9 protein-coding genes and 1 rRNA gene are annotated in these 13,120 nt (G+C 71.9%); 9 read left to right on the forward strand and 1 reads right to left on the reverse strand.

Annotation, left to right across the window (positions count from 1 at the left end; translation table 11 throughout):
- The first annotated feature begins 10 nt into the window (after positions 1-10).
- From argB to argR, 4 genes are read left to right on the forward strand one after another with little or no spacing between them, the layout of a single operon-like run.
- Positions 11-997, forward strand: a complete 987-nt coding sequence (gene argB, locus ACUW6W_RS10050; protein WP_169577793.1) for an acetylglutamate kinase — start codon at positions 11-13, stop codon at positions 995-997.
- Complete coding sequence (locus ACUW6W_RS10055; RefSeq protein ID WP_036337502.1) at positions 994-2,280, forward strand: acetylornithine transaminase; 1,287 nt, start codon at positions 994-996, stop codon at positions 2,278-2,280. Before argB ends, ACUW6W_RS10055 begins: the two co-directional genes overlap by 4 nt.
- Positions 2,277-3,236 carry an ornithine carbamoyltransferase gene (argF, locus tag ACUW6W_RS10060; RefSeq protein ID WP_100059021.1) on the forward strand — a complete coding sequence of 320 codons (960 nt, stop codon included), beginning with the start codon at positions 2,277-2,279 and terminating at the stop codon, positions 3,234-3,236. Before ACUW6W_RS10055 ends, argF begins: the two co-directional genes overlap by 4 nt.
- A complete protein-coding gene (argR, locus tag ACUW6W_RS10065) occupies positions 3,236-3,724 on the forward strand; it encodes an arginine repressor (RefSeq protein WP_036337506.1) in 489 nt (162 codons plus the stop codon). The genes argF and argR overlap by 1 nt, the downstream gene beginning before the upstream one ends.
- Before the next feature lie 114 nt (positions 3,725-3,838).
- Here the strand turns inward: argR and rpf are convergent, their stop codons facing one another.
- Complete coding sequence (gene rpf, locus ACUW6W_RS10070; RefSeq protein WP_123244378.1) at positions 3,839-4,777, reverse strand: resuscitation-promoting factor Rpf; 939 nt, start codon at positions 4,775-4,777, stop codon at positions 3,839-3,841.
- A gap of 623 nt (positions 4,778-5,400) precedes the next feature.
- On the opposite strand from rpf, the gene ACUW6W_RS10075 reads away from it, so the two are divergent.
- The 5 genes from ACUW6W_RS10075 to ACUW6W_RS10095 all read left to right on the forward strand — a co-directional run.
- A complete protein-coding gene (locus ACUW6W_RS10075; RefSeq protein ID WP_060775414.1) occupies positions 5,401-6,642 on the forward strand; it encodes an argininosuccinate synthase in 1,242 nt (413 codons plus the stop codon).
- Positions 6,643-6,727: 85 nt separating this feature from the next.
- On the forward strand, positions 6,728-8,188 hold the full coding sequence (argH, locus tag ACUW6W_RS10080; RefSeq protein WP_454180163.1) for an argininosuccinate lyase: 1,461 nt from the start codon (positions 6,728-6,730) through the stop codon (positions 8,186-8,188).
- A 168-nt stretch (positions 8,189-8,356) separates the two neighbouring features.
- Positions 8,357-10,645: a HelD family protein gene (locus tag ACUW6W_RS10085; protein ID WP_069941798.1), complete on the forward strand. Its 2,289-nt coding sequence runs from the start codon at positions 8,357-8,359 to the stop codon at positions 10,643-10,645.
- A gap of 68 nt (positions 10,646-10,713) precedes the next feature.
- Complete coding sequence (gene tyrS, locus ACUW6W_RS10090; RefSeq protein ID WP_036315682.1) at positions 10,714-12,057, forward strand: tyrosine--tRNA ligase; 1,344 nt, start codon at positions 10,714-10,716, stop codon at positions 12,055-12,057.
- A 783-nt stretch (positions 12,058-12,840) separates the two neighbouring features.
- Positions 12,841-13,120 (forward strand): 16S ribosomal RNA (locus ACUW6W_RS10095); the annotation flags it as partial.

The following is a 13,120-nucleotide window of genomic DNA, read 5'->3' on the forward strand; positions in this document are numbered from 1 at the left end:
GACCCCCCGCATGAGCCCGCACACCGACCCGGCCACGGCGGCCGCACCCGTCCTGTCCACCGCGGACCGGCTCGACCGCGCCGAGTCCAAGGCGGAGGTCCTCGTCGAGGCCCTGCCCTGGATCCGGCGGTTCGCCGGAACCGTCATGGTCGTCAAGTACGGCGGCAACGCCATGGTGTCGGAGGAGCTGCGCCGGGCGTTCGCCGAGGACATCGTGTTCCTGCACCACGTGGGGGTCCACCCCGTGGTGGTGCACGGCGGCGGCCCGCAGATCAACGCGATGCTCGACCGCCTCGGCATCGCGTCCGAGTTCCGCGGCGGCCTGCGCGTGACCACCGAGGAGGCCATGGACGTGGTCCGCATGGTGCTCACGGGACAGGTGGGCCGCGAGCTGGTCGGCCTCGTGAACTCCCACGGCCCGTACGCCGTCGGCTTCTCCGGCGAGGACGCGGGGCTGCTGCGCGCCCGCCGCACGGGCGCCGTCGTGGACGGGCAGGAGGTGGACCTCGGCCTCGTGGGGGAGGTCACCGGCGTCGACCCGACCGCGATCCTCGACGTGATCGAGTCCGGGCGGATCCCCGTGGTCTCGTCGGTCGCCCCCGAGATCGACGACGACGGCGAGCCCACCGGGCAGGTCCTCAACGTCAATGCGGACACCGCCGCCGCGGCCCTGGCCGCCGCCCTCGGCGCCGCGAAGCTCGTGCTGCTCACCGACGTCGAGGGCCTCTACGCGGACTGGCCGGACCGGGACTCCCTCATCAGCTCGCTCACCGCCGCCCAGCTGCGTGCGCTGCTGCCCTCCCTGGCCTCCGGGATGATCCCGAAGATGGCCGCGTGCCTGGCGGCCGTCGACGCCGGCGTGCAGCGCGCCCACGTCGTGGACGGCCGCCGCCCCCACTCGATGCTGCTGGAGGTCTTCACCTCCGCGGGCGTCGGCACCCAGGTGGTGCCCGACGCCGAACCCACCGCCCCGACCACCCCCGAGGAGGACGCATGAGCACCGACCAGTCCGCGCTGCTGGAGCGCTACCACGCCGCCCTGACCGGAGTCTTCGGCCGCCCCGCCCGCGTGCTCGTGCGCGGCGAGGGGGTCCACGTGTGGGACACCGACGGCCGGCGCTACACGGACCTGCTGGCCGGCATCGCCGTGAACGCGCTCGGCCACGGCCACCCGGCGCTGGTGCGGGCGGTGTCCGAGCAGATCGCCACGCTCGGCCACGTGTCCAACCTCTTCACCTCCGAGCCGCAGATCCGCCTGGCCGAGCGCCTGCTGGAACTGGCCGGCGTGCCCGCGGGCTCCACCGTGTTCTTCGCGAACTCCGGCACGGAGGCCAACGAGGCCGCGTTCAAGCTCGCCCGCCGCCACGGTGCGGACGACCCGTCCGGCCGCCGGACGCGGGTGATCGCGCTCGAGCGGGCCTTCCACGGCCGCACGATGGGCGCCCTCGCGCTCACGCACAAGGAGGCCTACCGGGCGCCCTTCGAGCCGCTGCCCGGCGGCGTGGAGCACGTGCCGGGCGGGGACGCCGCAGCCCTGCGGGCGGCCCTGGCCCCGGACGACGACGGCGCCACCGTCGCCGCCGTCATCCTCGAGCCGGTCCAGGGCGAGGCCGGCGTGCACGGCTGGCCGGCCGGCTACCTGGCCGAGGTGCGGGCCGCGACCCGCGAGGCCGGCGCCCTGATGATCCTCGACGAGGTGCAGTCCGGCGTGGGCCGCACCGGCACGTGGTTCGGCTTCCAGAACCCGGCCGTCACCGGTGCGGCAGAGCCGGTGGTGCCCGACGCCTTCACCCTGGCGAAGGGACTGGGCGGCGGCGTGCCGATCGGGGCGCTCGTGTGCGTCGGCCCCGCCGTCTCCGGGCTGCTCACCGCCGGCCAGCACGGCACCACGTTCGGCGGCAACCCCCTGGCCACCGCCGCGGGCCTGGCCGTGCTCCAGACCGTCGAGGACGAGGGCCTGCTCGGCCACGTCCGCGCCGCGGGCGAGGCCGTGGCCGCCCTGCTGGAGGACCTGCCCGAGGTGGCCGCGGTCCGCGGTCACGGCCTGTGGATCGGCGTCGACCTGGCCGACCCCGCGGGACCGGCCCCGGCCGGCGGGCTGGCCCCCGCCGTCGTCGCCGCCGGCCTCGAGGCGGGCTGGATCCTCAACGCCACCGGCCCCTCCACCCTGCGCCTGGCCCCGCCGCTCACCGTGCCCGTGGCCGAGCTCGAGCGCTTCGCCGCGGCCCTGCCCGGGCTCGTGGCCGCCGCCCTGACCCCCGCCGAAGGAGACCGCCCATGACCCCCGCTGCCGCCGTCCGCCACTTCCTGGTGGACACGGACCTCACCCCGGCCGAGCAGGCCGAGGTGCTCGACCTCGCCGCGCAGATGAAGGCCGACCGGTTCCGGCACCGCCCGCTGGCCGGGCCCCGGACCGGCATCGTGTTCTTCGACAAGACCTCCACGCGCACCCGCGTCTCGTTCGCGGCCGGCATCGCCGAGCTCGGCGGGACGCCGCTGATCGTGAACCCGGGGGAGTCGCAGCTGGGCCACAAGGAGTCCGTGGCGGACACGGCCCGCGTGCTGGAGCGGATGGTCGGCGTCATCGTCTGGCGCACGTTCGCGCAGGCCGGTCTCGAGGAGATGGCCGCCCATTCCTCGGTGCCCGTGGTCAATGCGCTCAGCGACGACTACCACCCCTGTCAGATCCTCGCCGACCTGCTGACGGTGCGCGAGCACCTCGGCGGCACGGCGGGCCGCAATCTGACGTATCTGGGGGACGCGGCGAACAACATGGCCCACTCGTACCTGCTCGGCTGCGCGACGGCCGGCATGCACGTGCGGGTCGCCGGACCCGAGGGGCACCTGCCTGCCGAGGACGTCGTGGCCGCTGCCCGACAGCGGGCGGCGGAGACGGGCGGTTCCGTCCTCGTCACGACGGACGCGGTGGAGGCCCTGGCGGGCGCGGACGTCGTCGTGACCGACACGTGGGTGTCCATGGGCCAGGAGGAGGAGAAGGAGGCCCGCCTGGCGCTGTTCCGCGACTACCAGGTGGACGCCGCCGCGATGGCGCGGGCGGCCGACGATGCGATCTTCCTGCACTGCCTGCCCGCGTACCGGGGCTACGAAGTCACGGCCGAGGTGATCGACGGGCCGCGGTCCGTGGTGTTCGACGAGGCCGAGAACCGCCTGCACGCGCAGAAGGCGCTCATCGCCTGGCTGCTGTACCGCTCCGGCCTGGCCGAGGAGCCGCGCTGATGGCCGCCCCCACGACGAAGATCGCCCGTCAGGCCGCGATCCGGGAAATCCTGGCCACCCGGGGCATCCGCTCCCAGGCCGAACTCTCGGACGCCCTGGGCGATCGCGGGCTGTCCGTCACCCAGGGCACGCTCTCGCGGGACCTGGTGGACCTCGGCGCGGTGCGGACGCGCGGGCCGGCCGGCATGGTCTACGCCCTTCCGGCGGAGGGCGACGACGCCGCCGTGCCGGGCCGCGGCTCGGACGCGCAGCTGAATCGCCTGGCGAGCATGGCCCGCGAGCTGCTCGTCTCCGCCGAGCCCACGGCGAACCTCGTGGTCCTGCGCACGCCCCCGGGTGCGGCGCAGTTCCTGGCCAGCGTGATCGACCAGGCGCGCGTGGAGCACGTGATGGGCACGATCGCCGGCGACGACACCATCCTCCTCATCACCACGGGGACCACGTCCGCCCCGGCCGTCGCGGCCCACCTGCTGGGTCTGGCGGGCTAACCGACCCGTCCGGCCCCGCCCGCGCGGGTGACGGGCACCAGGCACGAGGAAGGCCCCCGCCGATGGCGGGGGCCTTCCTCGTGTGGCACCGGTCCGGGGGACCGGTCAGGCGTCTCAGGCCTGCGGCAGGACGAGCTCCTGGCCGACGTAGATCACGGCGGCGTCGGAGACGGCGCCCTTGTTGGCCTCGTAGAGGGCGGTCCAGCCACCCTCCACCTCGTACTCGTTGGCGAGCTTCCAGAGGGAGTCACCGGACTTGACGACGATGGTCTCGGCCTCGGCGACGACGGCCTGCTCCGCGGCAGCGGCCTTCTCAGCGGCGGCAGCCTTCTGAGCGGCGGCCTTCTCCGCGGCGGCGGCACGCTGGGCGGCAGCCTTGTCGGCGGCGGCCTGCTCGGCAGCAGCCTGCTTGGCGGCCCAGCGCTCGGCGGCGGCCTGGTCGGCAGCAGCCTGCTTGGCGGCCCAGCGCTCGGCGGCGGCCTGCTCGGCAGCAGCCTGCTTGGCGGCCCAGCGCTCGGCGGCGGCCTGGTCGGCAGCAGCCTGCTCAGCCGCGGCCTGGTCGGCAGCAGCCTGCTCAGCCGCAGCCTGGTCGGCAGCAGTCTCGTCCGCGGCGGACTGGCGCTGCACGGTGGCGGTGCGCTCCACGGCGACCGGGGCGGCGTCCACGTCGCCGGCGTCCGCGTCAGCCTGGGTCAGGCCCAGCTTCTGCGAGCACAGCGGCCAGGCGCCCCAGCCCTGCAGGTCCTGGAGGATCTCGGCGCGCTTGATCTGCTCGGCCTTCGAGGCCTGATGCGGGTAGCCCTCGCCGCCGACGGCCTGCCAGGAGGACAGGGTGAACTGCACGCCGCCGTAGAAGCCGTTGCCGGTGTTGATGTCCCAGGTGCCGCTGGACTCGCACTCGGCGAGGCGGTCCCAGGTGTCCACGGTGGCGGCCTGGGCCGGGGCGGAGAAGCCCACGGCGGCGGCGCCGGCGAGGGTCATGCCCGCGACGATCGAGGCGGTGGCACGGCGGGAGCGGGTGGCGGAAGTGGTGAAGAGAGTCATGGTGTCCATGGCGAGTCCTCGCTGATCGGCGGCCGAGGCGCACCGGGGTCGTCCTTCTCCTTGGTCGGGTCATGCCCTCCGTCGGTTCGAGACGACCCAGCAGCGGGCGACCGTCGGAGGGGGTTCGATGTCGTGGCCTCCCCGTCCCCGACCTCTCGGTCAGATCACGGTTCGATCACGAATCGGCTACGGAAGAGTCAACGACGGGAGCCCCCCTCGCGTCAAATCATGGGTCGACGGATTCTTGCCCGTCTGTCTGAAATTTGAGAACGGGTGACGAATCGATCCTTAGAGTCGTGGGCGCGTGGATGAAATGCACGCTACTGGTCGGATTTGCTGTCATGGTGTCTGATCCGCCGGTGTGGACAACCTCCGTCACAGGGGCATGGGCGAAGGTCACGATCGACGGCCGAGGCCGTGACCTGAGTCGCGTTCGACCCGGGATTCGAGGGCGGAGCGATGGTCGCCCGTGGCCGTCGCTGTCGGCGCAGAGGGGCTGCACAGGGGCCATCGGGAGCTGATATTCCGTCAGTTGCATATTTATTCAAGATCCGGGTAGGATCGCCACCGAGCACGCCTCCGACGGCCACGTGCCGCGCTGGGAGACCCCCCCTATATAAAGAGGAGAAAACGTGAAGGAACGCATCATCCTTGCCTACTCGGGCGGCCTGGACACCTCGGTGGCCATCGGCTGGATCGCCGAGGCCACGGGCGCCGAGGTCGTCGCCGTCGCGGTCGACGTGGGCCAGGGGGGCGAGTCCCTCGAGACGATCCGCCAGCGCGCCCTGGACTGCGGCGCCGTCGAGGCCTACGTCGCCGACGCGCGTGACGAGTTCGCCGAGCAGTACTGCATGCCCACGCTCAAGGCCAACGCCCTCTACATGGACGCCTACCCGCTGGTCTCCGCGATCTCGCGCCCGGTGATCTCCCGCCACCTGGTCGCGGCGGCCCGCCAGTTCGGCGCCTCGACGGTGGCGCACGGCTGCACCGGCAAGGGCAACGACCAGGTCCGCTTCGAGGTCTCCATTCAGACCCTCGGGCCCGACCTGAAGTGCATCGCCCCGGTGCGCGACCTCGCCCTGACCCGTGAGAAGGCCATCGAGTACGCCGAGCGCAACGACCTGCCGATCGTCACCACCAAGAAGAACCCGTTCTCGATCGACCAGAACGTGTGGGGCCGCGCCGTCGAGACCGGCTTCCTCGAGGACATCTGGAACGGCCCCACGAAGGACGTCTACGACTACACGGACGACCCCGCCTTCCCGCCGGCGCCGGACGTGGTCACGATCGCCTTCGAGCGCGGCGTCCCCACGGCCCTCGACGGCCGCGCGCTGAGCCCGCTGGAGATCATCGAGGAGCTCAACCGCCGGGCCGGTGCCCAGGGCGTGGGCCGGATCGACATCGTCGAGGACCGCCTCGTGGGCATCAAGTCCCGCGAGATCTACGAGGCACCGGGGGCCATGGCGCTGATCGCGGCCCACCGTGAGCTCGAGAACGTCACCCTGGAGCGTGAACAGGCGCGCTTCAAGAAGCATGTGGACCAGCGGTGGACCGAGCTGGTCTACGACGGCCAGTGGTACTCCCCGCTGAAGCGGAACCTGGACACGTTCATCGACGCGACCCAGGAGCACGTCAACGGTGAGATCCGCCTGGAGCTCCACGGTGGCCGCGCCACGGTGCAGGGTCGCCGGTCCGAGACCGGCCTGTACGACTTCAACCTCGCCACATACGACGAGGGCGACTCGTTCGACCAGTCCTCGGCCCGCGGGTTCATCGACATCTTCGGCCTGTCCGCGAAGACGGCCTCCGAGCGCGAGCAGCGCCTGCGCGGCAGCGACGACCTCCAGGACGTCGCCCGCCTGTCCAACGACTGACCCCGCACGCCCCGTGCACGACGGCGGCCCGCCCGCGACCGGGCCGGCCGCCGTCGGCCTGTCACCGACCTCGAGGAGACCTTCGATGACCGAGAACACCGATGCCCGCCACGGGACCAACGAGGGCGCCCTGTGGGGCGGCCGCTTCGCCGGCGGCCCTTCCGAGGCGCTCGCCGCGCTCAGCAAGTCCACGCACTTCGACTGGCGCCTGGCGCCCTATGACATCGCGGGTTCCCGTGCCCACGCCCGGGTGCTGCACACCGCCGGTCTGCTCAGTGCGGACGACCTGGACGGGATGATCGCGGCCCTCGACCGTCTCGAGGCGGACGTGCGTTCCGGTGCCTACACCCCGGCGGCGTCCGATGAGGACGTGCACGGCTCGCTCGAGCGCGGCCTCATCGAGCGGGCCGGTCCCGAGCTCGGCGGCCGCCTGCGGGCCGGCCGATCCCGCAACGACCAGGTCGCCACCCTCGGCCGGATGTTCCTGCGCGACCACGCCCGCATCATCGCGCGGGGCGTGATCGCCACGGTGGACGCGCTGCTCGATCAGGCGCGGGCGCACCCGCACGCGCCGATGCCGGGCCGCACCCACCTGCAGCACGCGCAGCCCGTCCTGCTCTCGCACCACCTGCTCGCGCACGCCTGGGCGTTCGCGCGGGACCTGCAGCGGCTCGTGGACTGGGACGCGCGCGCGGCCGTCTCGCCGTACGGCTCCGGGGCCCTGGCAGGCTCCTCCCTGGGTCTGGACCCGAACGCCGTGGCCACCGAGCTCGGCTTCGAGTCGGCCGTGTGGAACTCGATCGACGGCACCGCCGCCCGCGACGTGTACGCGGAGTTCGCGTGGGTCGCCGCGATGGTCGGCGTCGACCTGTCCCGCATCTCGGAGGAGGTCATCTTCTGGGCCACCAAGGAGGCGGGCTTCGTGACGCTGCACGACGCGTACTCCACGGGGTCCTCGATCATGCCGCAGAAGAAGAACCCGGACGTCGCCGAGCTGGCCCGCGGCAAGTCCGGCCGCCTCATCGGCGACCTCACGGGGCTGCTGGCCACGCTCAAGGGCATGCCGCTGGCCTACAACCGCGACCTGCAGGAGGACAAGGAGCCCGTCTTCGACGCCGCGGACACCCTCGAGCTGCTGCTGCCCGCCGTCTCAGGGATGATCGCCACCCTCGAGTTCCAGACGGAGCGCATGGCGGAGCTGGCCCCGCAGGGCTTCGCGCTGGCCACCGACGTCGCCGAGTGGCTCGTTCGCCAGGGGGTCCCGTTCCGCGAGGCCCACGAGCTGTCCGGCGAGGCCGTGAAGGCGGCCGAGGCCCGGGGGGTGGAGCTGTGGGACCTCACGGACGAGGAGTACGCCGCCATCTCGCCGGCGCTGACCCCGCAGGCCCGCGAGGTGCTCAGCACGGAGGGCTCGCTCGCCTCTCGCGACGCCCAGGGCGGGACCGCGCCGACGGCCGTCGCGGCGCAGATCGGGGCGCTCGAGGACGCCCTGGCGCCGCTGCGCCGCTGGGCCGACACGCCGGGCTCCGTCGTCGACGCCCGCTGACGCGGTCGCCCGGCCGGGTCGGCGTCGGCCGGGCCGGACGCGGCGGTGCCCGGCAGGGCGCCGCCGCGTCACCCGCCGTTCACCGTGGTCGGCGTAGCATGGGTGGTCACTTTTCCGCCGGGCGGGCCGCAGCATGGTCCGCCCCTCACCGCACCGCGAGGGCCCCCGATGACCGATACCGTGTCCGTCCGCCAGTCCGAGCTCGACCTCGAGCGGGGTCGGGTCGCCGAGCGGTACGCCCGCCTCGACGCCCTGCGTGAGGAGAAGGAGCGCCAGCTCGCGGCCGTGCGCCGGACCGGCCCGCAGGGGTCGCTGCAGAACCACTCCGAGCGCGACGCCTTCGCCAGCCTCTACGAGGACCGACTCGCCCAGCTCTACGCCGTGGACGACCGCCTCGTCTTCGGCCGGCTCGACCTCGACGCCGAGCGGGAGGGTGGGGCCGACGAGCAGCGGTACATCGGGCGCATCGGCCTCACCACCGAGGACCACGAGCGCCTCCTCGTCGACTGGCGCGCGGCCGAGGCCGGCGCCTTCTACCAGGCGACGGCGGCCCACCGGGGCCGCGTGCGCCGTCGTCGTCACCTGATGCTGCGGGGGCGCGAGGTGCGCGACCTCGAGGACGACATCCTGGACCCGACGCTGCTGGGCGAGGACGGCGTGCGCGCCGATGCCCAGGGTGCGCTGCTGGCCGCCGTCACCGCCCGACGCACGGGACGGATGGGGGACATCGTCGCCACGATCCAGGCGGAGCAGGACGAGGTGATTCGCGCGCCCCTGCCCGGGGCGGTCGTGGTGCAGGGCGGGCCCGGCACGGGGAAGACCGCCGTCGCCCTACACCGTGCGGCCTACCTGCTGTACACCCACCGGGAGCGCCTCGCGCGCTCGGGCGTGCTGATCGTCGGCCCGTCGACCGCGTTCATGCGGTACATCGAGCGGGTGCTGCCCTCGCTGGGCGAGACCGGTGTCGTGATGTCCTCGCTGGGGACGCTGATGCCGGGTGTGCGGGCCGTCCCGGAGCGGGACCTCGACGCGGCGGCGGTGAAGGGCCGGCTGGACATGGTGGACGCCGTCGCCCACGCGGTCGCGCAGCGCCAGCGCCTGCTCGTCGAGCCGCGGCGCCTGATGATCGACGGCACGGCCGTCAAGCTCAAGCCGGCCATGGTCCGGCGCGCCCGGGACAAGGCACGGGCCACCCGCAAGCCCCACAACGAGGCCCGGGTGACGTTCGTGAAGATCCTCGTCCGCGAGCTCGCGGAGAAGCTGCGCAAGAAGCTGGAGAAGTCCTCGGGCACCCCGGTGCAGCGTGACCTCCTGCTCGAGGACGTGCGCACCTCGCGCGACGTGCGCATCGCGCTCAACCTCTGCTGGATGCCGCTGACGCCGGAGAAGCTCATCGGCGACCTCCTCACCCGGGAGGACCTGCTCCGGGCGGCCGCCCCGTGGCTGTCCGACGTCGAGGTCGGCGCGCTCCTGCGCCCGGCCGACGCCCCCTGGACCGAGGCCGACGTGCCCCTGCTGGACGAGGCGGCCGAGCTGCTCGGACGGCTCGAGACCCCGGGCCGGGGCGGCGAGTCCGCGGCCCAGCACGAGCGCAACCTCGAGAACGCCCGGGCGTCCCTGGAGAACATGCACCAGACGCTCGCGGACCTGGGCGTCGACGGCGTCGTGGACGCCGAGCAGCTGGCCGCGGCCAATGAGACGCGCGGCGTACGACGGACCACCGCCGAGACCGCCGCCCACGACCGCACCTGGACGTACGGCCATGTGGTGGTGGACGAGGCCCAGGAGCTCTCTCCGATGCAGTGGCGCCTGCTGGCGCGCCGCTGCCCGATGAAGTCGTTCACCATCGTGGGCGACATCGCGCAGTCCTCCCGTCGCGACGCGGCCGGCTCGTGGGCGTCCGTCCTCGCCCCGGAGTTCGGGGACCGCTGGCGCCTGGAAGAGCTGACCGTGAACTACCGCTCGCCGGCGCGCGTGATGCGCTGGGCCGCGCAGGTCGCACGGGCGGCCGGGCTCGAGGTCTCCCATCCGCGCGCCGTGCGCGAGGGCGACCACCGCCCGCGTCTGGTGACGGAGCCGGGCGGTGACGTCGCCGCCCTGGCCCTCGAGGCGGTCGAAGTTGAAAGGGACCGCGTGCCCGAGGCCCTGACCGCCGTGATCGCCCCCGCCGGGCGGACGGGGGAGCTGCTCACGGTCCTCCGGGAGCGGTGGGGGGAGGCGGCCGTGGACACCGCGCCGCTGCCCGGCGTCGAGATCGTCGTCGCCACCCCGTGGGAGACCAAGGGACTGGAGTTCGACACCGTCGTCCTCGTCTCGCCCGAGCGGATCGTGGCCGACGCGCGCGGCGTGGTGGGCGATCTGTACGTGGCGATGACCCGCGCCACCCAGTCGTTGTCCGTCGTCGCCGGGACGGACGCGGCCGCGCTGCCGGCAGGGCTGGCGGACGTCCCGGAGTGAGCCCCGCGGGCGACGTCGCACGTGCGCGGCGTCGCGGAGGCGCGCGGGCGCGTCGCTAGGCTGGGGCCATGGCACCCCAGAACGAGGAGCGCGCGGCCCGACTGCGCGCACAGGCGAACGACCCGAGCTTCGAGAACGTCTGGCAGGAGCTGCGCTGGCGCGGGCTCGTGCACGTCTCGACGGACGAGGCCGCGCTGGAGCAGGCGCTGGCCGGGGAGCCCGTCTCGTATTACTGCGGCTTCGACCCGACCGCTCCGTCCCTCCACCTGGGACACCTCGTCCAGCTGCTCACCCTGCGCCGCCTGCAGCTCGCCGGCCACCGCCCGTACGCCCTCGTGGGCGGCGCCACCGGGCTCATCGGCGACCCGCGGCAGACCTCGGAGCGCGTTCTGAACTCGCAGGAGACCGTGGCGGCGTGGGTGGAGTCCCTGCGCGCGCAGATCGAGCCGTACCTCTCCTTCGAGGGGGAGAACGCGGCGACCATGGTCAACAACCTGGACTGGACCGCGGGCATGAGCGCGCTGGACTTCCTGCGGGACGTCGGCAAGAACTTCCGCGTCGGCACCATGGTGAAGAAGGAGATCGTGGCCAAGCGCCTGAACTCTGATGAGGGCATCTCCTACACGGAGTTCTCCTACCAGGTGCTGCAGGGCAACGACTTCCTCGAGCTGCACCGCCGGCACGGCGTGACCCTCCAGACCGGCGGCTCCGACCAGTGGGGCAACCTCACCGCCGGCACCGAGCTGATCCGCAAGGTGGAGGGGACCCACGCCCATGCGCTGGGCACGCCGCTGATCACGAACGCGGACGGCACCAAGTTCGGCAAGTCCGAGGGCAACGCCGTCTGGCTCGACGCGAAGATGTGCTCCCCGTACGCCTTCTACCAGTTCTGGCTCAACACGGCGGACGCGGACGTCGTCGACCGGCTCAAGGTCTTCACGTTCCTGACCCGCGCGGAGATCGAGGAGTACGCGCAGAAGGTGGCCGACGAGCCGTTCCGCCGGGAGGCCCAGAAGCGCCTGGCGTGGGAGGTCACGGCGCTGGCCCATGGAGAGGAGACGACGACGAAGGTCATCGAGGCCTCCCATGCCGTGTTCGGAGGCGGCGACCTCACCACCGTGGATCCGGACACGCTGACCGCCGTGCTGGCCGAGCTGCCGCAGGCCGACCGGACCCAGTGGGAGGGGGAGCCGGGCACCGTGACCGCGGTCGAGCTGCTGGTCTCCACCGGGCTGGTCGCCTCGCGCTCCGAGGCGCGTCGGACGGTGCGCGACGGCGGCGCCTCGGTGAACAACGTGCGGGTGACGGATGCCGACCAGGTGTTCACCCGAGACGACGCCCTCGCCGGCCGACACCTGCTGGTGCGCCGGGGCAAGAAGAGCATGGCGGGTGCGGACCTGGGGGAGGGCTGACCGCGGCTGCAGACCACCGGTGTCCACCGTGAGTCGCGAAAAGTGACCGAGGACACGACGGGCGGCGACGGCGAAGCAACCGCCCACGGGAGGAGCACAGGGCCCCGTTCCCCGCAGGATTCTGCGGAGAACGGGGCCCTCCTTCGTGCCCGGACGCCGGGTGTCGCCCCTGGTTTTGTGTTCGGTGGGATTCGTGTGTAGAGTTCCATCTCGTGCTCAAGACGCCGACCGGGTGACCGGGAGGCGGGGTGAAGAACACAGAATCCGCGGATTCATGCCGAGAATGGCAGGTCCAGGGCGGGTGGTGCTCACCGGGTGCGCGGCCGGCAGTGATGCGGGTCGGAATTCCTGAAGAAGATGATCTGGTTTGACAGCCGGGAATCATGTGGTAAGCTTTGCGAGGCCTTCCACGTGGATGGTCCGGTGAGTGTCTGGCCCTGCGGAAGCGGAGTTGACATGGTCGGATCGCGTGGTAAGGTTTTCTAGCCCGGCCATGTGAACAGACGGTGAATGCTTCGGACACGGAGTTGACACGGTCGAAACGGATGGTCTAGGATGGAGAAGTTGCTCCAGAGCGAAACGGCCCGCGGAGCGGGTCGCTGAAGCTGGAAGCGCCTGTTGTTTGAGAACTCAATAGTGTGCCAAGTTTGTTGATGCCAATTGTTTTAACATATATTGGTTGATCATCGCCTGCCACCCCCGTGGTGTGGTGATGGTCTGCTAGGTATTGAATGGATGTCGTGGTGGTTATTTCCGGCTGCCACGGTGTTGTTCTGTAATTTTTTTACGGAGAGTTTGATCCTGGCTCAGGATGAACGCTGGCGGCGTGCTTAACACATGCAAGTCGAACGATGAAGCCCAGCTTGCTGGGTGGATTAGTGGCGAACGGGTGAGTAACACGTGAGTAACCTGCCCTTAACTCTGGGATAAGCCTGGGAAACTGGGTCTAATACCGGATAGGAGCGCCTACCGCATGGTGGGTGTTGGAAAGATTTATCGGTTTTGGATGGACTCGCGGCCTATCAGCTTGTTGGTGAGGTAATGGCTCACCAAGGCGACGACG

This window comes from Micrococcus sp. 093350064-1, from assembly GCF_053627955.1.